Genomic DNA, 19707 nt, shown 5'->3' with positions numbered 1-19707 from the left:
TTTATTTACCTTTATTAAGCCAAAGTGTAACTCTATTCATATTTTCAAAAGGTGGATATACATAAACACCTGCTGTTACAAGATCTTTAAATCCATCATTATTAAAATCTCCAATTTCCATAGTAATCAAATGTGTTGGGCTTTTTGCAATGGTGTGTTTTTTAAAGGAGTTACTTCCAGAGTTTTCTAACCAGATAAGACTTTCTGCTTGCGGTTTTTCCCAATAGTTAAATCCGCTTACAGCAAAAATATCATCATCATTATCTTGGTCAAAATCAATAACTCTAGCACTAAAAGCTCCAGGTAGGTCGCAAATTCTATGATACTTAAATTTTAAATTGCCTTGGTTTTCTAACCATTGTATACCATGCCACGGCCTAGGCAATGGTGGAATATAATCAAAAGCATCACCATTAGTGTAAAGTACATCGGGTTTACCATCTTTATTGATATCTGAAATTGAAATACCACTAGAACCAAAGTCCTCATTACTAGAGCCCCATAATAATTTAGATTCAAAAGTCCCCTTTCCATCGTTTATAAAACAATAAATTTCTTCCCATTCTTGGCTAACAAGAGAAATAATGTCTAAATCATTGTCTTTGTCTATATCAACAATTTCAACATTTATCGGTCCTGAGACACTTTGCAAAATATGATTTTTAAAACTCCAGTTACCTAAGTTTTCAATCCAAGAGGTTTGACCATCATCATATCCAAATTGAGCTGTAACCAAATCCATGTCACCGTCATCATCAATATCTCCTGCTCTTACATCAGCAACTCTAGCTAATTTTTCTGCAATTATATGTTTAGTAAAATTTAAGTGGCCATCATTTTCTAGAATTATTACGGATCCAATGTTATCATTATTTGGAAATAGCATACCTAATCCGGCAACAATTAAATCTTTATCACCATCTTTATCAAAATCCAAGACTTGTACATGCGCTGGGGTGTTAGTGTCTTCAGATAAAATGGTTTCCGTAAATTGATTACTAGAGCTTTGTTTTATTAAAGAAATGTTGTTGTTTTTTATATCACAAATTATAACATCAAGATACCCATCATCATCAATATCATTAGCAGCTAAATGAGAAATTTGAGGAGGTTCGTTAAAGCTTTTACCAATTGATACTTTAGAAAATAGCTCAGAGGTTTTATTTTTAATTTCTGTTGTAATTGTAGGCATTGTCTCTTTTTTATCAGACTTACAAGTATAGCATAGAATACAAATTAAGAAGAATGGAATTACATATGTCTGTTTATGTTCAAGGTTTTGCTTTATGATGTTCATAATTAATTGGTTAGTGCGTTTTTATCACATGTTGCTATTAAATATTCGGTAATTAAATCAATTTCTAATGCTGTTAATGTGGTTTTAGCCATTGTACTGTTTTTAAAGGGAATACGTTTTTCAAAGTTAGGATTAGAAATGGCTCTTTTTATGTAATCTCTATTAACAGTTACAATAAATTCGGTACTATCTCTTAGTACGGTAACTTGCTTTCCTAAAGTGTATTTTAATGTAGGGCCATACAGTTTTTTATTGTCTAAAGAATGACAATTAACACAACCAACAGTGTTAAATAATTCTTGGCCTTTTTTTATGTTTTCTATAGCTAAAGTTTCATTGCTATTTTTGCAATTCTGCAATAAGCAGAAACTACAGGTAATAAAGAAAATTATGAATTTAAAGGCTGTTTTATTTCGAATCAAAAGTTGGATAATTTTAGTTAACAGAATGGTTAATGTAAAATTACGAAAATAACGAGATTTACTAGGGTCTTACGCTGTTTTTTTACGTCTATTTTAGCTTTTGTTTTTGCTATTTTTGCTATTTTAGTTGCTCATTATTAATGAATAAAACTTTTAAGACAAATGGCGGTTAAAAACAAATCTATTTTTATTTCTTTAACGCTTATTTTAATCGCTGTCTTGATCTATTTTGGGTTGAGTTTTTATGAGAAAAAGCAATTAATTTCAGAGTTGCCAGAACTCCCCCAGTTAGGTAAAGCCGAAATAGCTCTTAATGAAAGTTTTTTAGAAGCTTTTAGAAATGTTAAGAGTAATCCCTCCTCTAAAAATATTGGTGCTTTGGGAATGGTTTATCATGCCAATAATTATTTTAAAGAAGCTGAGGAGAGTTATCAATTGGCTATAGGAAAAGATAGAGAAGATTGGGAATGGAGTTATTATTTAGGTTGTATAAAGCGTGAACAAGGTAATTCTGAAGATGCCGTAACTCATTTCAAAGAAGTTTTAAAAGTTAATCCTAAATCTTATATGGCACTGTATTATTTGGGAGAAGCTTATCAACAGTTAGATTCAATATATTTAGCAGAACAATTATTAAAGCGAATATCAAAAATGAATAAATCGGTATTTGTTTACCCCCAAACCAAACGAACATCTTATTTCCCCCTGCCGCTTTATGCAAAATTACAACTAGCAAAACTTTATGTAAACAACTCTAAAACTGAATTAGCAGAAAACGAATTAAAGTTGTTAATAGAAAACAATATTACTTTTGGTCCAGCCTATAGACAATTAAGTAATCTTTATGCTCAAATGGGGGATAAAGGTTTAAGCAAGCATTATTCAGAGCGCGCTAATGATCTTAATATCTACATTTCTCCAGTAGATACATTATTAGATAAACTAAGCTTAAACTCAAAATCTGAAACTTATTTGCTAAAACAAATTGATGATGCTATTAGAAGTAGTAATTCGCATTGGGCTTTAGAACTGATAAATTTGGCTTTAAAAAATCTTCCAAATAGTAAATATTTAATTTCAAAAGGTATAAAGCATTATATTGATATGAATGCTACTAATAGAGCATTACCTTTGTTAGAAAAACATTTGCACCTTTTTAAAGACAATTATCAAGAGATTATTGAGGTAGGTGTAGGTTTATCACATAAAGGATTTAAAAAGGAGGCACTTAGTTATTTCAGAATTGCAGAAAAAATTAATGGTATTGATGTTTCAGCAAAAGCTACATTAGCTGGTATGTATTTTGAGAAATTGGGTATGAAAGATAAAGCTATAGAATTGATAAATATTTTACTTAAAAAAAATTCAAATGATACAGATGTGATTAGCGCAGCCATATTTTTGTTTTTACAGTCCCAAGATATGACAAACGCTAAAAAGTATTTAAATAAACTTAAAAAACAAGATCCTTTTCATAAGGACATTAATGTGTTTAATGGAATAATTAATCAAACAAAAGGAGACGAAGTTAATTCAGTTAAATATTATGAAAAAGCATTAAAAGTCTACCCAGAAAAAAAGTTTATAACCAATTATCTTAGAGAGTATTATAATAAAAATAAACAATGGGAAAAAGTTTTAGAATTATACCAAACGGTTTTAGAAAATACACCTAACGATTCTGAAATTCAAGAAGCCTATGGAACACTTTTATTAACTTGTCCTGATGAGAGTTTAAGAGATTTAGGGCTAGCCAAAGAATTTTCTGAGCGTGCTTTTATAAATGTTAGATACAAATTACCAGTTAGGGTGGCTGCAGGAAGGTCATATGCAATAGCATTATTTGAACTTAATAACCATGGGAAGGCAATTTATTATATGAATAAAACTATAGAGATAGCGAAAAGAGCTAGGGTCAATAAACAATACATATTTGAGCTTGAAAGTATTATGAAGGATTTTAGAAGAATGTCTAATTAAAAATGTTTTCAATTATTTTTTTAATTATATTTTTACAGTACACATAAAACACCTAACAAGATGACACTATACCCTTTAAAATTCACCCCTTTATTTAAATATAGAATTTGGGGAGGCGAAAAACTAAAAGATTTATTTAATAAAGATTATACCGAAGAAAATATTGGAGAATCTTGGGAAATATCTGATGTAAAAAATGATGAAACATTAGTTAGTAATGGTAGCTTACAAGGAAAAACTTTAAAAGAACTTATTAGTGAATACAAAGGCAACTTTGTTGGCAATACTGTTTATGAAAAGTTTGGAGAAGAATTTCCGTTACTAATTAAATATATTGATGCTAAAACCCCGCTATCAATACAAGTACATCCAAGTAATGAAGTTGCTAAACAACGTCATAATTCATTTGGGAAAAATGAAATGTGGTATGTAATGCAAGCCGATGATGAAGCCGAATTAATTGTTGGTTTTGAAAAAGAAATAAGTAAAGAAACCTATTTAAAACATTTAGAAGCAGGCACTGTTTTAGATGTTATGCATCATGAAAATGTTACTGCTGGTGATACATTTTACATTCCAACAGGCCGTGTGCATGCCATAGGTGCTGGTGTTTTATTGGCTGAAATCCAGCAAACATCAGATGTTACATATAGAATTTATGATTATGATAGAGTAGATGCCAAAACGGGCCAAAAACGTGAATTACATAACGATTTGGCTTTAGATGTTTTAGATTTTAAACCACAAGATAGTTATAAAGCAACCTACAATTTAACGCCTAATGTTTCAAACACACTAGTGCACTCGCCTTATTTTAAAACCAATATAATAGATTTAAAAAATAGCATAGATAAAGATTATTCAAACATAGACTCTTTTATAATTTTTATGTGTGTTGAAGGTGAAGTAACATTAACCCATAATAACAAAGATTATAGTATTAAAATGGGTGAAACTTTACTGCTTCCGGCAGCAATAAAAAATATAAGTATAGCGTCAAATTCGGCTAAAATATTAGAAGTGTATTACTAAAAATCACCTCAATTTCTTCTGAATTTTTGATGTATCAACTAATCTATTTACGGCAATCTCAGGGTTGCCGTAAATATTTATAGCACTATTGCCAGAGGCCTCAATATTAATGTTATCTATAGCTTCTACAGTAATATTGCTAGAAATTTCTGCAATTACCATTACTTGTTTTACTGTTAAATTTTTTCCTGAAAAATTAGTGTTATTATTTGCTTCAATATTGGCAGTATCAGTATAACCATCAATGTCAACGCTTGCTTTTTCATGTAAAATAAATTGTGAAGTATTACTATTTATTTGTGTATTAAGTTTAGCAAAATCTTGCAAACTTGCCGTCATGTTTTCGCTATTTAAGTTTAATGCTATTTTACATTTTCCTTTGCCAGTTAACTCAAATTTAGTGCTGTTTACGTGCATGTTTACTTTTGAAGCATCATTAGAATTAATTTTAAAAATATCTGATTTTATAGGTGAAGTGGTTTTAATTTCAGCGTTATCATTAGTAATAATTTCTTTGAGCTTATTTGTGTAATTTACTTTAATTAATAGTCTTTTTTTTGATGTTATTTTTTTCAAAAAGTCAAAAGTCAAAACACTATCATTAACACTAAATTTAATAACATCATGCAGGTTACTATCTGTTTCAATAATTACTAATGGTTTGTTGCTATGCATAATTTCAATGTCAAAATCTTCATCTAATGCAATAGTGTGAAAAGCGTCAACCTCAGTTTCAAGAGTAGTTATGGTTCTATCACCTTTAATTTTTTCGGTGTTTTGTGCATATATATTAAAAATGCTAGTTATACAAAGTATAATTGCAGGTAGTAATGTTTTCATTTGTAATGGGTTAAATGTTACTTAAGTAAGTTTTAGACCCAAAAAACATGGTGAAGTCACAACATTTTATTCAAAGAAAAACCACAGTAACAAAAATTTACTGTGGCTTACATTGGTTGATTATAGTTTGGTTTGCGTTGATTATTTTTGTTTAATACTACCCGAAGCGCTATCGGTTTTGTCAACTTTTTCCGGGTTTCCGTAGTATTTAATATCGCCACCGCTAGAGGCTTTTGCAATAAGTTCTTTAGCAGTGTTAACGGTAATATCTGCGCCACTGCTGGCTTTTACTGTGCTAGATTGGGCTTGTAAATTGGCCGCCTTAATATCACTACCACTAGTGGCTTCGGCAATTAATTTGTTGGTGCTTCCTGATATTTTTAAATCACTTCCGCTGGTAGATTTACAGTTTAAAATTTGGGTATTTACGCTAAGCGTCATATCACTTCCGCTGGTAGATTTTACATCTAACTCATTAACAGTAATAGTGTTTTCGGTATACACATCACTTCCGCTAGTAGAAATAATGGCGCTAATATCTTTAAAGCTTACATGTACTTTTTTTGATGCTGCACGCCCAATACTTTGTTTGGTGTGAATTTTTAAAACACCATCTTCAACATCAGTTAAAATAAGGTCATGTATGTTTTCATCGGCTTCAACAGTTATGTTTGTGCTATTGCCTTGTGTTAAATAAACATCTAAACCTTCGGTGGCTTTAATGGTGTTAAAGCTGTAATCTATATTACGTTTTTTAGTAATTACATTACCGTTGCCTTTAACGCCGGCATCAAAGTTCATATTAAAATTACACGAAAAAAGTGTAAAACTTAGCACGGTGGCTACAATAATTTTTACTAAGGTTGTCATAATTGTTCGTTTTTTGATTTGTTTGATTTTTTGTTTGATGAAGCAAATATTACAAGTTTTGCTGTGTGTTTAAAATTTCAATTTCTGAAATGTTATTTTTTAATGATGAATTGTTATTTAATTGTCTTTTGATTTTACTTCAATACCATTGGCATCAATTTTCACCTTAACATCGTTATCTTCAGATAAAATACCGTTGTTGTTAACTTTAATATTAACATCGTCGTCTTTAATTTCAATACCTTTTTTGTTGATTTTTACTTTAGAATGATCATTGTCAACATCAATGTTAACATCAAAATTATCTTCATCATTATTTGGGCAATCTAAACATATTATATCATCTTCAATAATTTCTAATAAATGGTTGGTGTTGTTTGCCGAAACAATGTCACTACTGTTTTTATAATACCCCAAAAACGATTCTGTGTTGGTATGAAATTTAGCAAAGCTTCCTTCAGGTAAATATAAAATGATGTCAACCTCTTGGTCACTAAATTTATTGTCAATTTCGGTAGTTAAAAACGCATCAAGTAAAAGCGTGTTGTTGTTAAGGTTATAATTGTAATGTATGTTTTTAGCACGGTTAATGGCTTTATCATAATCACTACCATCGGCACGTTTTTTTAGGTTTATAAAGGCTGTAGAGTCTGTGGTAGATCTCACAATAAGTTTAACATCAGAGTTATACATGGTTTTAGAGCCGTTTTTGTTGTTTATAATTTTAAACGAACCATTTCGGTTAAACCTATTATCAATAACATCGTTAGATGTCATTTTAATTTTTAAAGTATCGTTACTTTTAACGTTAAGCGTATGTTTTACGGTGTAGGTTTCAGTAAAAGCATGTTCTCTAGCCTCATTAATACCTATAACTGTAAGCCCAATAACACTAATTAGCCAAACACCAAGTAGTGTAAATTTGGCTACTTTACCAATAGATTTTAAGTTGTTTATTAAAATTTTTAAACCTAAATAAAATAGAAAGAAAAACGGTACACCAACTGCAAATAAACCTAGCAATGATACTAACCAAATAGGCGTGTTACCTGCATTTATAAAATGAGAAAAATTACCCGGAATCATATCTAAAACACCCACTGAAAAGAATGCAATTACTAACGATATAAGTGTTACAGCACCAATAAAAACAAGCAGTAAGCCAATAAATTTTGCAAAAACTTTAAAGAAGAACATAAAAATTTCTCCAATGGTATCAAAAAAAGCACTTGATGAAGATTTTACTTTATTAGTTTGCTTTTTAAAATCAACTTTTTTTGCAGCATCACTCACGTTTTTAGCAGCACCAGATACAGAGTGGCTAACATTTTTAGCAACATCGCTTACGGTATCAGTAACATTTTCAAAGCCATCTTTAATTTTCTTTTCAATATTACTAATATTAACAGGCTCACCTGCCATCATTATTTTTTCGGCAGTAGTTTTAGCTTCGGGTACCAAAATCCAAAGTAAAATATAAAGTAAAACACCGGTGCCAGCACCAAAAATTAAAAGTATCCAAGCTAAACGAATCCAAATAGCATCAACACCAAAATAGTGGGCTAAACCGGCTGATACACCGCCAATGTATGAGTTATCAGTATCTCTAAAAAGCTTCTTACTGGGCGCAGATTTTGTTTTATAATTAGTATTTGGTTCGTCTTCAAAAATTTCGTCATCAACCAAATAATCTTCAGGTTGCCCCATTATAGAAATAACTTCATCTACTTGGCTAATGCCAATAACTTGCTTTGTGTTTTGTACACGCTCATTAAATAACTCTGCAATTCTAGCTTCAATATCTGCAATAATTTCAGAGCGCCCTTGAGAGTCTGTAAAAGACCGTTTTATGGCCTCCAGATAGCGTTGTAATTTAAGGTACGCATCTTCATCTACATGAAAAAATATACCCGCCAAATTTATGTTAACTGTTTTATTCATTGGTTGTTGTTTTTTGTGCTGTACTTGTTTCTGTATGGTTTGTTACTATGTTAACGGCGTTTTGTAGCTCGTTCCAAGTGGTGTCTAATTCTTTTAAAAAAAGTTTACCGGTTTCAGTTAAACCGTAATATTTACGTGGCGGTCCAGAGGTAGATTCTTCCCATCTGTAATTTAATAATCCCGCATTTTTAAGTCGTGTTAGTAAAGGGTAAATAGTACCTTCAACCACCAGCAACTTTGCATCTTTAAGCGTGCTTAAAATTTCTGCAACGTATGCATCGTTATTTTTTAAAACAGATAGTATACAGAATTCTAAAACGCCTTTACGCATTTGTGCTTTTGTGTTTTCTATCTTCATAGTTTCAATTCGTTTAATATTTTAATACTGTTCATTTTTTGATTGATTGATTGTGTTGATGAAAGTTTATTTTTTTGGCGTTACCCTATCGGGTCGGGCTTTACGTTTCAAGTCCTCGTTCGTACCTCACTGTGGGCTTTCCACTGCAATCCCTAACGCGCCACTCATTATTTTAAAAAATTAATAGTAAAAGGGTATTGGTAATACTCGCCATCTCTAGCTTTTAAGCTGGCAATAACAATTAAAACAAGTTCAATAATAAAACCAATAACCGCTAAAAAACCCAATGCACCACCAATGTATAAAAGTGGCGACGGTTTGCCCACATTCACATGAAAATTGCTAAAACCATTAAAATCTATAAAGTCTATACCGCTAAAAATTTTAAAAATAAAAAACGGAATAGTTAAAGTGCCAATAATAATAGCGTACAACAAAATACTAATTTGAAAATTTATAGCTTGTTTACCGTGCATATCTATAAATTCCGATTTTTCTTTATTCGTAATCCATAAAATTATGGGGCCAATAAAATTGCCAAACGGTATTATAAACCTGCTAAAAGTAGAGAGGTGAATAAAGGTGGCAATGTTTTTTACGTGATTAGTTAACATGATGATTATTGTCTTTTTTTTGATTGATTTTTAAAACATATAATAGTTTCTTATGCAAATATATGTTTAAAATCAGGTACTTTGTTACGCATAGTACTTAAAATTAACATTTTTTTAACATTTTGTATTGTGTTTTTATTTCATAAATTAGAGAAAAATTAAAAGCAAATAGTATGAATGTAACTCCCAGTAAATTAAATAGTTTTACAATGTTTAAGCTGCCTTCGGCGTATTTATGTGGTGTAAGAGCAAAGTATTTAGATGATACTAAATGCATAATAACAGTAAAACATAAATGGATTAATCAAAACCCATTTAAATCTATGTTTTGGGCAGTACAAGGTATGGCGGCCGAATTAGCATCAGGAGCGTTAATGATTAAAAAAATACAAGAGTCAGGCAAAAAAATATCAATGCTAGTAACCACTAACAATGCTACTTTTACCAAAAAAGCAACAGGTAAAATAACCTTTACCTGTAATGATGGCGCCTTAATTGATGATGCCATAAAAAAAACTATTGAAACCGGTGAGGGGCAAACCGTTTGGGTAAAAGCAGTTGGCGTTAATAATGATGGCGTTGAGGTTTCTACCTTTAATTTTGAATGGAGTGTGAAGGTTAAAAGCAAACAGTAAATTGTAACAAAACACAAAACAAATCAACATATATGTAAATCAACATTAATTAAAAACATCAATTAAAAAATGACAGCACACGAAATAGATTACGTAATCTACGGCGAAGAAATGCAATACGTAGAAATAGAACTAGACCCGCAAGAAGGTGTAATTGCTGAAGCCGGAAGCTTTATGATGATGGACGAAGGGATTAAAATGGAAACTATTTTTGGCGATGGTTCACAAAAAGACACTGGGTTTTTAGGTAAAATACTAGGCGCTGGAAAGCGCATTTTAACTGGCGAAAGTTTGTTTATGACAGCTTTTTACAATGAAATAATTGGTAAACGTCGTGTGTCATTTGCATCACCATACCCAGGAAAAATTATTCCCATAGATTTAACGCAGTTTGGAGGCAAATTTATTTGCCAAAAAGATGCCTTTTTATGTGCTGCCAAAGGTGTGAGTGTTGGTATTGAGTTTTCTAAAAAATTAGGTCGCGGACTTTTTGGTGGTGAAGGATTCATTATGCAAAAACTTGAAGGTGATGGAATGGCTTTTGTTCATGCTGGTGGTACTATGGCAAAAAAAGAATTAATGGCAGGCGAAGTGCTAAAAGTAGATACAGGCTGTATTGTAGGTTTTGATCATACTGTAGATTATGATATTGAGTTTGTTGGTGGTATAAAAAATACTGTTTTTGGTGGCGAAGGTTTGTTTTTTGCAACTTTAAAAGGCCCAGGTACCGTATTTGTACAGTCTTTACCGTTTAGCCGTTTAGCCGGACGTGTTTTAGCATCGGCTCCAAGAAGTGGCGGAAATAGTAAAGGAGAAGGCAGTATTCTTGGTGGTTTAGGTGATTTGCTTGATGGCGATAATAGATTCTAAAATAGATACTAAATAAAGAAACAGCCCTTATTCAAATTATGAATAAGGGCTGTTTCTGTGTAGTGATTTGGGGGATTTTTAATATGTTAGTATTTTATAATTTTACCTGTTTTTACCTCATTGTTGGCTGTAATACTTATAATGTAAACGCCGTTAGCATTGTTTGAAAAGTTAATAGAATTGGAGGTTAAGTTATTAATAGATTTAACTTCTTGCCCAATGCTGTTATATACTTTTGCATTTTTAATTTCTGAAAGATTATTAAAATTATTTATAACTATACTTCCTGAGGTTTTATCATAAAAAACAGATAGTTTTTCATCTTCATTATTATTTTCAACGTTTAAACTTTGTGTTTCTTTAAATACTATAGAAAACCTATCGTTATAATCACCTTTTTCTATATGAATTTCAGTATTATCGCTGGTTAAATTATAGAAAGAATTGCTAGAGTTATCTTTTAAGAAAACATCAATGTTTCCTGATAAGTTTTCAGTTTTATCAATGCCAAATTTAAAAATACCGGCATCAGTAACTTTAATTTTTAAAGGGAGTTCTTTTTCAATTTCTATTTCAGGCAATGCTTGTATTGCTAAAGTTTCTTCATTTAGCAACCAATTAGCATCATTTCTTAAATCGTCATAACTAATAGCATCATAACCTTTATCGTAACCCACTGTGGCGTTTTTATCAAAACCAAGCCCAAGTTGTTTTGTCATTTTATTGGGCTTTGTGAATGATAACCAAACTTTAGTGCGTTCGTCTTTCTTAACTGTAGCTTTTTTATTTTTTCCTTTAAAAAATACAGATTCACTTAATGATTCTTTTGCAAAAGCACGTTGCCCATTATTAAATTGAATATTACCACCAGCACTACTTGCTCTTACAAAAAAGCCTTGGCCAACAGAAATGTATTGTGGCGGTGCGGGTTTTGAGGTAGAACCATTACCGCTTGTTAAGCCAGAGGCGTCAGAAACCGCTGCAGTACCCATCATTAAGTTTCTAATAGCGTAACCACCTTCATAATCTGATAAATTATGACTGCTATTTGTTGAAAAATGCTCCCAAAAATATAGTGAACCATTAATTACATGTAAATTGTCATTTATAAATTCTTCGGCATCTATAGCAGAAGGGTAAGGGTTTCCTATTAAAATATCATCGCCAGCGGCTATTGGTATTATGTAGTTGCCATCATTAGGTATGCCTTTAAAAATATATTCTTGTTCAGCTGAAACAGCACCAGAACCTTTCATTGTATAACCGTATCCTGGTGTTAATGTACTAGAGGTTGTTAATTTATTCCAAGAAGCATAGTTGTTTGATAAGCCATTGTAACTGTAAAGCCATGTAGAACTTAGTGTAATTGGTGTGGTAGAAGCATCGGCATTTGGGTTGCTATGAAAGTTTATAACACCATTGGTATCTTCAATAGCGCCAATTTTCCAGTGGCCTGCGTTGTTAACTGGTGAGCTCCAAAAGTTATAATTATATAAATTGGTAGCGCCTTGTTGCTTTTTTATAAGCACACCGCTACCACTGTTGCTACTTGGGTAATTATGATTTTGAATTAATTGAGCTTCGCCCTGTAAATCAATAGTACCATTGGTATTTATAAAATTTTCAACTTCAAGTAAAACACCATCATTAACTATTAGTGTAGCGCCAGGTTCAATTTCAATTTCTCTAACATGTGCGTGTGATGTGATTACGGCATCAGTTCCAGGTTTAACCGTTAATTTTAAACACTCATCAGTATCACTTGGTGCTTGAGAGCTTCCTGAACCATTGCAAAAAGAACTTCCGTTCCAAACTATTTCATCAGTATATCTTAAAGTAAAATAGCGGTTGTTTCTAACTCTTACATTTGTAGCGGTTGCTGTTGTACCAGTAATGGTTAGGTTGTAAACTTCGTCATTAGAATCTGTCATTGAAAAATCTGCATCATTATCAAAAACAAGTTGTAAAGGTTTGCAGCTTTGTTTTCCAGATAAGTCTAGAGCACTTATATCAAAAGAAATGTCAACTCTACCAACATTACCAATTTTTTGTACGCGCCAAACAGAGTTTAATTGTTCAGTATGTGTTAGGTTATTTGTGCTAAACGTGTAAGTTGGATTTGCCGTTTTTTCACCCCAAAATAAGTATTCGTTATTGTTTAAGTTTGTAGGATTGTTTATTCTAACAATACCAGAACCTTTAGAATCTGTATGGTTAGAGCCATCTGAAGCTTGACCAATACCCGCAACATTAAAATCAAAGTCGCCTGATCCACTATTGTCATGCGTGTATAAATTGTTTGAAGATAAGTTTATATTGTATTTTGCAGATAGGTAGTTGTTTATAATTGTTTCTTCAGCAAGATTTAAATCTTTATTAAAATGAATAACCTCGGCATAATCTGCTCCTAAATAAGAACTGTAATTATGGTTTAAAGCTCCAATAACTAAATCTGCATTACTATTAATTACACTTGTACTAGATTCTGAGCTGGTTTTAACCAAATTGCCAGCGCTACTAATGTGTGTTCTTTGGTTAGATGGTAAGCTACCGTTAAAACCAAGTTTTAAAATATAGTTTGTATTATTGGTAAAACTAGTAGGGCTTGTGCCAAACCTGTTATTTTGTGTATTTATATCGGTAGTTAAATAATTACTTCCCCAAAAAAACCAAGTGTAAGCATAGTTTGATGAAACGGTATAAGTTATTCTTTTTCCTAAAATACCTCTTGGAGTACTTCCATTTAAGTTATTAGGCCTTACTACAGCAAAAAAAGTTAATCCTTCAGAGCCATCAAGAATATCAGCGTCACTAACTAGCATTTGGTCGTTTAACCCATCAAGTCTTACAGCGGGCATATTATTAAAACTACTGTTAGAGATAAACAAGGGCTGTTCAGTAATAATGGCATTGGCGTGGTTGTTGTTGCCAGATGCATCGTTCCAAGTAACAACTGGTGTGTTGTTTGTTTGTGAAATACCGTCTGCTCTAAGCCACAAACCATTGTTTGAAGCATTACCAACACCACCAGGCCCAGTTTGAGCATGGGTACATAAAAATAGCAGATAGCATAAAGCTAATAGTAGGTTTTGAGAGTTCATAGCAATTTACATTTAAATAATATAGGCATATTGCGCTATATTGTTTAGAAACAATAATTTACGATTGGTCACATTGCTTTAATCTTTACAGATTAATGAGAGGCATGTGTTTTAATAAAATTAACTGAGTTTAATTACTTTTCTTAAAAAAGGTTTTTAACTGAACTGAGAGAAAACGTAGGTATATTACATTCATAATACGAGAGATTTGGTTTATTATTTTAGCAATTTGAATAGTTTGGGGTTATTCAGTGGCTAATATAGTAAATTTTATAGATGAAACAAGCTTTTTTTTCGATGAAAAGCTATTTTTGTATCGATGAACTGTAAAAACATACGGTTAAAATGTTAAATTTTGACTAAAAATAATTTTGAGAATTATTTTTTATTAATTTTAGTTCTGCAAAATTTTAATATATTCGCCTATAAACAAATCTACTTTTATAAATTTTTAAAAACCTAAACCTTAACATAATTATGGCAAGAGCAATGCTAGAGTACACTAAAACTGTACTTAATAAAGTGAGTTTTGATGCTACGTTGTTTTGCAGAGAAGTACAAAAAGCGGTTACTAGATTATTACCGTATGAAATTGAAGAGCTTAAAATATTTATCAATTCACTTGTACTGCAAAACCCAGAACTTAATCAGTGTTTAATTTATTTAAAACCATAAAGAAAAGCGACCAAAATGAGGTCGCTTTTTAATTTCTATTACGTTTTTTCTTAAAATACTTGTAAAGTTATTTATATTTGCAGCTAAATTTTGAAAAAGCTATTTCTTGTCATATTACTAGTTGCTTTTTTAGTAAAGCCTATGTATAATTTATGTTATTTGGCATATTACCAAATAAATATAGATTATATAACAGATGTTTTTTGTGTAAATAAAGAAAAAGTAGAAATGGCATGTAATGGTAAATGTCATTTAGCTAAACAACTTCAAACTACAGAAAATAACTCAGAAGAAGATACAGCAATTTTACATTTTTTAGATGTTGTTTCGGTAGTATTTTACCAAGCAGCACAACAATTAACAATATCAAACCCTTCAGAATTTACAAATAAAAACATTTTAAATAGTTATACTAAACTATACACTTTCAATTTTCAATCATTTCAATTTAAACCACCACGGTTTATAGCGTAATTTTTATAAATTCATTAGGATAAAAAATGTTATCCTATTTCTCTTTTTTAAACAAATCAAACAAAAATCAACTATTGTAGCATTACTTATAGCAGTGTTTTGCTACCCTATAATAAAATTAAGAAATGAAAATTGTAAAACTTTCAATAGCACTTTTAATGTGTGCAATAATGGCTTCATGTTCATCAGATGATTCTGAAGATTTAACAGGACAAACAGGAAACATCGTATTAAAATTTGATAACGGTGTTGATGGTAATGATTTTATTTTCAATACTGAATATAGTAAATCAAACAACGAATCATTCAAACTAGAAACCGTAAAATACATAATTAGCAACGTTAGATTTAAAGATGCTAACGGAAATACTTTTATGTATCCTACAGAAAATAATGCCTTTATTATAAATGAAGCAAATGCCAATAATGCTGGCGAAATTTGGGTAGAATTAACAGGTGTTGATGCAGCAAACTATACCGAAATTACGTTTGGTATTGGTATAGATCAAGCACGTTTTGCTTTAGGAGCCGAAGGTCAAGGAGATTTTTTAGAACAAGCTGAGGCTGAAGGCATGATGTGGAGTTGGGCTACTGGCTACAAATTTATTAGGTTTGACGGTACGTATTCTAATGATACTGTAACCAATGAAGCATTAAATATGCATATGGGTAGCGTGGGCACAAGTTTAGATAATTACAAAGAAACCACACTTACTTTTCCAAACAATATAGTTGTAAGAAATGATAAAACACCTGAGGTTCATATTGTAGCAGATTTAATGAAAGCTTTTGATGGCGTAGAATCTGTGAATTTTTCTGATGGGTATGATCAAGTTCATGTAGATGAAGTTGAAACTCCTATTATAGCAGCAAATGTAGCAGCTATGTTTATGGTACACCACGTACACAATCACTAAAAAATAATATTGAAGTTGTGTGAAATTTTTAAAAGTAGATTTTGCACAACTTCTTATAAAACAATTAAAGTTATGAAAAAACTAATAGTAATATTACTAGTTTTAGTAGCCTTTTCTTGTTCCAAATCTAATGATGTTGATGATTATGTGCCTGTGCCTTTAAATGTTGAAATACCTTCAAACTTTCCAGATATAGTTTATAACTTAGAAAACAACCCTGTTACAGAAGAAGGCTTTCAGCTAGGTAAAAAATTATTTTACGAAGGTAAATTATCAGCAAATAATGCCATTCCGTGTGCCTTTTGCCATGAGCAAGCATTTGCCTTTACGCACCATGAACACACGGTTAGCCACGGTTTAAATGGCGGTGTTGGAAAACGCAATGCGCAACCTATGCAAAATCTAGCATTTCAGTCTGAATTTATGTGGGATGGTGCCGCAACACACCTAGATTTACAACCTATAATTCCATTAACAAGTGATGTTGAAATGGGCGAAACTATTGGTAATGTAATAACTAAACTTAAAGCCGATGCTTACTACCAAAACCAGTTTGCAAAAGCTTTTGAAGATGGTGAAATTAATAGTGAAAATATGCTTAAAGCTTTATCGCAATTTATGGTTATGATGATTTCATCAAATTCTAAATACGATAAATATGTTAGAAATGAAGATGGCGTAACGCTTTCAACCATTGAAATGGATGGTTTAAATACCTTCAAAAATAAATGTGCCACGTGTCATGCAACCGATTTGTTTACAGACCAAAGCTACCGAAACACCGGCTTGCCCGTAAACCCAAGATTAAATGATAAAGGCCGATTTAATATTTTTGAAAACACTAACGATTTATACAAGTTTAAAGTTCCCAGTTTACGAAATATTGAAAAATCTAATCCATACATGCATGATGGTAGATTATCAACTTTAGAAGCTGTTTTAGATTTTTACAGCAATGGTGTTACAGAAAATGGAGGCAACGTAGATGCTGTTTTGGTTAAAGAAGATGGTAGTTTGGGTATTGATTTATCGGCGTACGAAAAGGAAAGCATCATTGCTTTTTTAAAAACACTAACAGATTATGAATTTTTAAATGATGAAAGATTTGCCGAGTTTTAATAAAATACATTTAGTTACTATTTTTTTTGTATTGATTTTTACAAAAATTAATGCTCACGAAGATTTTGAATGGCCATGTAAATCACATACAGACTTTGGTGTTTTGTGTGATTTGTGTAGCTGTTCAACCAGTAGTGGTAGCATGGGCTTTGGTACCTTAAATAATGCTAATTTTGTAGGCTTGCGTTATATTTATCAAAGGTTTGAATCTCAAAACGGTGTGTTTCAAAATTCACCTAAAAGCAAAGAAAACTTTAATGCCTACCAGCTTTGGGCCCAAATTCCAATAAATAAAAGTTATTATATAACTGCTAATGTGCCTTACCAAGATTTAACAAGAACATTAAACGAAACAACTCAAAATATTAATGGAATTGGTGATGCAAACATAATTGCATGGTACAAACTACCGCTTTTAAAAAAGAAAGACAAAGATGATAAAGTAGATTTTAATAATACCAACCAAACAACTGCACATACACTATTATTTGGTTTTGGTGTAAAATTACCTACAGGGAAATTTGAAGAGGCTTTAGCAGATAATGTTAATCCGGGTTTTCAAGTTGGCACAGGTAGTTTTGATGGTATTTTTTCTGCAGGATATAATTATGCGGGTAATAAAATAGGTGTAAATACACTGTTTTCTTATTATTTAAAAGGTGAAAACAAAAACGAATATAAGTTTGGAGATCAAATTAGTTTTTCAACCAATGTTTATACAGTTTTTAAAACCGAAAAAATAAATGTTATGCCTTTTTTAGGGCTTTCAGGAGATAGTTACAGCAAAATTAAGCAGTACAATGAAACACTAAATGATACCAATGGTACTATTGTTAACGCTTCAATTGGTACTGAATTTAACTTAAAAGCTTTAGTTTTAGGTGTTAATTTTACGGCGCCAATACATCAAGATTTATTTGGGGGCAACGTACAATCTAAAAACAGGCTAGCATTATATTTAAATTATAGTTTATAAAAAATAGCTGCTTAGCAAATACACTTATTGTTAAGCAGCTATTTTGTTATTTAGGTAACGGACTAATAATTTTTACATCCTGAAACGCTATAGCGCCTCTAACTATACCTGCAATTACATCTTGTAGGGCTTCAATAATTTGCATTTTAAGTTCGCTTTTATGGTAAATTAAACTCACCTCTCTAGCTGGTGGTGGTTCATTAAAATAGTGTAAGTTGTTTTTTTCTTTGTCGTTTATATCTAAGGTATGTAAATAGGGCAAAAGTGTCATGCCTAAACCTTCGTTTGATAATTTTATAAGTGTTTCAATACTACCACTTTCTAATTGAAATTTATCATCTTCATGGTTTTTAAATATTTTGCATAGGTTTATAACACCATCTCTAAAACAATGCCCGTCTTCAAGTAGTAGCATGTCTTCAATTTCTAAATCGCTAGTAGCAATGGTTTTTTGTCCGTATAGCCTGTGGTTTTTTGGTATGTAACTTACAAAAGGTTCGTAGTAAAGTGGGCGTTCTTTTATGTTTTCATCTTCTAAAGGTGTTGCGGCAATGGCAGCATCTAAATGGCCATCTTTAATGCGGCTCATTATTTCTTCAGTAGTTAACTCTTCAATTTTAAGCTTTACTTTTGGGTGTTTTTTTATAAAAGTTTTTAAAAACATGGGCAGTAAAGTAGGCATTATAGTTGGTATTATGCCTAATTTAAATTCGCCACCAATAAATCCTTTTTGTTGGTCTACAATATCTTGTATTCTGTAAGATTCGTTTACTATGTTTCTGGCTTGTGTTACTATTTTTTTACCAACTTCAGTAAGCTCAATAGGTTTTTTACTTCTATCAAAAATTTGAATATCAAGTTCATCTTCTAACTTTTGAATTTGCATACTTAATGTTGGTTGTGTTACAAAACATTTTTCTGCTGCTTTTGTAAAGTTTTGATGTTCGGCAACCGCCAAAACGTAATATAGTTGTGTGATAGTCATTTTAATCAATTTAGATTATAAAAATATAAAAACTATCAATATTATTTATAATAAATTACGTTAATTATAAATTAAATTTGTTGTAACAAAAAAACGATATTACAATGAAAACAAATAGTATAGGATTAGACAGCAAAAAAACAGTAGAATTAGCAAACGATTTAAATGGTTTATTAGCTAATTTTCAAATTTATTATCAAAATTTAAGAGGTATTCATTGGAATATTAAAGGGAAAGCTTTTTTTAATTTACATGAGAAATTTGAAGAGCTTTATACCGATGCAAACGCTAAAGTTGATGAAATTGCAGAACGTATTTTAACTTTAGGTGAAACACCTTTGCATACTTTTGAAGATTATACGGCAGCAGCAAAAGTACCGGTTGGTAAAAATATATCTGAAGATGTTAAAGCTGTTAGATTAATTGTAGATTCTTTAAAAGAATTATTAGAATTAGAAAGAAACATACTAGAAAAAGCTGGTGATGCTAATGATGAAGGAACAAATAGTATGATGAGTGATTTTATTACCGAACAAGAAAAAACCGTGTGGATGATGAAAGCATGGTTAAACGAAGATGTATAGTTAGTTTGGTTTGATTA

At 31.2% G+C, this 19707-nt stretch carries 19 protein-coding genes; 10 read left to right on the top strand and 9 right to left on the bottom strand.

Going from position 1 to position 19707, the window contains the following annotated elements; all coding sequences use genetic code 11:
- Position 1: 1 nt before the first annotated feature.
- On the bottom strand, positions 2–1192 hold the full coding sequence (locus tag ACYX4H_RS02285) for an FG-GAP repeat domain-containing protein (RefSeq protein WP_476237600.1): 1191 nt from the start codon (positions 1190–1192) through the stop codon (positions 2–4).
- Between the two features lie 107 nt (positions 1193–1299).
- Positions 1300–1656, bottom strand: coding sequence for a c-type cytochrome (locus tag ACYX4H_RS02280; RefSeq protein ID WP_476237599.1), 357 nt, complete (start codon positions 1654–1656; stop codon positions 1300–1302).
- A gap of 225 nt (positions 1657–1881) precedes the next feature.
- On the opposite strand from ACYX4H_RS02280, the gene ACYX4H_RS02275 reads away from it, so the two are divergent.
- On the top strand, positions 1882–3699 hold the full coding sequence (locus ACYX4H_RS02275) for a tetratricopeptide repeat protein (RefSeq protein ID WP_476237598.1): 1818 nt from the start codon (positions 1882–1884) through the stop codon (positions 3697–3699).
- Between the two features lie 60 nt (positions 3700–3759).
- Positions 3760–4731, top strand: a complete 972-nt coding sequence (locus ACYX4H_RS02270) for a type I phosphomannose isomerase catalytic subunit (RefSeq protein WP_476237597.1) — start codon at positions 3760–3762, stop codon at positions 4729–4731.
- Between the two features lie 3 nt (positions 4732–4734).
- Here the strand turns inward: ACYX4H_RS02270 and ACYX4H_RS02265 are convergent, their stop codons facing one another.
- From ACYX4H_RS02265 to ACYX4H_RS02245, 5 genes are all read right to left on the bottom strand, one after another.
- On the bottom strand, positions 4735–5571 hold the full coding sequence (locus tag ACYX4H_RS02265; protein WP_476237596.1) for a GIN domain-containing protein: 837 nt from the start codon (positions 5569–5571) through the stop codon (positions 4735–4737).
- Between the two features lie 141 nt (positions 5572–5712).
- Positions 5713–6441 (bottom strand): head GIN domain-containing protein, encoded by a 729-nt coding sequence (locus tag ACYX4H_RS02260; RefSeq protein ID WP_476237594.1) that lies wholly within the window; start codon positions 6439–6441, stop codon positions 5713–5715.
- A gap of 117 nt (positions 6442–6558) precedes the next feature.
- Complete coding sequence (locus ACYX4H_RS02255; RefSeq protein WP_476237593.1) at positions 6559–8382, bottom strand: PspC domain-containing protein; 1824 nt, start codon at positions 8380–8382, stop codon at positions 6559–6561.
- Positions 8375–8740 carry a PadR family transcriptional regulator gene (locus tag ACYX4H_RS02250; protein WP_475295560.1) on the bottom strand — a complete coding sequence of 122 codons (366 nt, stop codon included), beginning with the start codon at positions 8738–8740 and terminating at the stop codon, positions 8375–8377. Before ACYX4H_RS02250 ends, ACYX4H_RS02255 begins: the two co-directional genes overlap by 8 nt.
- Positions 8741–8907: 167 nt before the next feature.
- On the bottom strand, positions 8908–9354 hold the full coding sequence (locus tag ACYX4H_RS02245) for a DUF4870 domain-containing protein (protein WP_475295559.1): 447 nt from the start codon (positions 9352–9354) through the stop codon (positions 8908–8910).
- A gap of 173 nt (positions 9355–9527) precedes the next feature.
- On the opposite strand from ACYX4H_RS02245, the gene ACYX4H_RS02240 reads away from it, so the two are divergent.
- Positions 9528–9989 (top strand): DUF4442 domain-containing protein, encoded by a 462-nt coding sequence (locus tag ACYX4H_RS02240; protein WP_476237591.1) that lies wholly within the window; start codon positions 9528–9530, stop codon positions 9987–9989.
- A gap of 69 nt (positions 9990–10058) precedes the next feature.
- Positions 10059–10859: a TIGR00266 family protein gene (locus ACYX4H_RS02235; RefSeq protein WP_475295557.1), complete on the top strand. Its 801-nt coding sequence runs from the start codon at positions 10059–10061 to the stop codon at positions 10857–10859.
- A gap of 86 nt (positions 10860–10945) precedes the next feature.
- Here ACYX4H_RS02235 and ACYX4H_RS02230 read toward each other — a convergent pair whose 3' ends face one another.
- Positions 10946–13960 (bottom strand): T9SS type A sorting domain-containing protein, encoded by a 3015-nt coding sequence (locus tag ACYX4H_RS02230; protein WP_476237590.1) that lies wholly within the window; start codon positions 13958–13960, stop codon positions 10946–10948.
- A gap of 477 nt (positions 13961–14437) precedes the next feature.
- On the opposite strand from ACYX4H_RS02230, the gene ACYX4H_RS02225 reads away from it, so the two are divergent.
- The 5 genes from ACYX4H_RS02225 to ACYX4H_RS02205 all read left to right on the top strand — a co-directional run bounded on the left by ACYX4H_RS02225 (position 14438) and on the right by ACYX4H_RS02205 (position 18121).
- Positions 14438–14635: a hypothetical protein gene (locus tag ACYX4H_RS02225; RefSeq protein ID WP_475295555.1), complete on the top strand. Its 198-nt coding sequence runs from the start codon at positions 14438–14440 to the stop codon at positions 14633–14635.
- Positions 14636–14776: 141 nt separating this feature from the next.
- Entirely contained in the window at positions 14777–15109 is a 333-nt protein-coding gene (locus ACYX4H_RS02220; RefSeq protein WP_476237589.1) for a hypothetical protein, read from the top strand.
- Between the two features lie 125 nt (positions 15110–15234).
- Positions 15235–16026: an MbnP family protein gene (locus tag ACYX4H_RS02215; protein ID WP_476237588.1), complete on the top strand. Its 792-nt coding sequence runs from the start codon at positions 15235–15237 to the stop codon at positions 16024–16026.
- Positions 16027–16098: 72 nt separating this feature from the next.
- The gene (locus ACYX4H_RS02210) at positions 16099–17145 is read left to right on the top strand and encodes a cytochrome-c peroxidase (protein WP_476237587.1); all 1047 of its coding nucleotides are present in this window, start codon (positions 16099–16101) and stop codon (positions 17143–17145) included.
- 31 nt (positions 17146–17176) lie between these two features.
- Positions 17177–18121 (top strand): transporter family protein, encoded by a 945-nt coding sequence (locus ACYX4H_RS02205; protein WP_476237586.1) that lies wholly within the window; start codon positions 17177–17179, stop codon positions 18119–18121.
- A gap of 46 nt (positions 18122–18167) precedes the next feature.
- On the opposite strand, the gene ACYX4H_RS02200 is transcribed toward ACYX4H_RS02205, so the two are convergent.
- A complete protein-coding gene (locus ACYX4H_RS02200) occupies positions 18168–19106 on the bottom strand; it encodes a LysR substrate-binding domain-containing protein (protein ID WP_475295550.1) in 939 nt (312 codons plus the stop codon).
- Positions 19107–19210: 104 nt separating this feature from the next.
- On the opposite strand from ACYX4H_RS02200, the gene ACYX4H_RS02195 reads away from it, so the two are divergent.
- Positions 19211–19690 (top strand): Dps family protein, encoded by a 480-nt coding sequence (locus ACYX4H_RS02195; RefSeq protein ID WP_476237584.1) that lies wholly within the window; start codon positions 19211–19213, stop codon positions 19688–19690.
- Positions 19691–19707 lie beyond the last annotated feature (17 nt).

The sequence above is a fragment of the Seonamhaeicola sp. ABD4_340 genome (assembly GCF_056312135.1).
Note: the sequence above shows the minus strand (reverse complement) of the source record. Positions and strands in the feature narration are given on the sequence as shown.